The organism is Ruegeria sp. AH12 (assembly GCF_056541465.1).
The window spans coordinates 1-583 of record NZ_JBQFYL010000194.1 but is presented as its reverse complement, the minus strand read 5'-3'; the positions used below and the strand labels follow the sequence as shown (position 1 = coordinate 583).

Sequence of the window (583 nt, the reverse complement as noted above, 5' to 3'; positions counted from 1 at the left end):
AGTCCGGATATCAATCTCAGCGTCGTTGTCTTTCCCGCGCCCGTTGGACCCAATAGCACCACAAAGGCGCCGTTGGGGATCGTCATTGAGATATCATCCACCGCCTTTAGATTGCCGAATGACTTCGAGATATTCTCTAAAACGACTTCAGCCATTACTTAGTACCTCGTCGTTCAGAGCGGACCTCAACGCGCGTCCGGTGGCCTTTTCAAACAGTGTTACTGCGGGTGAGCGGAACTCTAACCCCACCGTCTCGCCGGGATTTACGACTTCGCGCGCATCAATCCGGGCTTTCAGCTCTCCGTTCGGGCTTTGCAGCGTCACGATCTGGGTGGTTCCCAAATATTCTGTCGCCAGAACCTTGGCTCTGTAGGCGCTCGCATCCGATAGAAAAACATGCTCAGGGCGAACCCCAAAAACTAAGTCACCTTCCGCCCCCTCCATCAGTTTGGGCACGGCTTCGTCATGGCCATTTAGTCGAACCATTTCCGAGTCAGGCGCGACCTTTCCTTGAAACGGCAGGAAGTTCATGGAAGGGGACCCGATAAAATCTGCAACGAACATTGTGGCTGGTTTGTCGTAG

General features: G+C 53.7%; 2 protein-coding genes. Both read right to left on the bottom strand.

Going from position 1 to position 583, the window contains the following annotated elements; genetic code table 11:
* A partial coding sequence (locus ACR0EL_RS22575) for an ATP-binding cassette domain-containing protein (protein ID WP_480502367.1) occupies positions 1–155 on the bottom strand: 155 nt, incomplete at its 3' end.
* The coding region (locus ACR0EL_RS22570) for a TOBE domain-containing protein (protein ID WP_480502366.1) at positions 148–583 on the bottom strand (436 nt) is incomplete at its 5' end. The genes ACR0EL_RS22570 and ACR0EL_RS22575, both read right to left, overlap by 8 nt.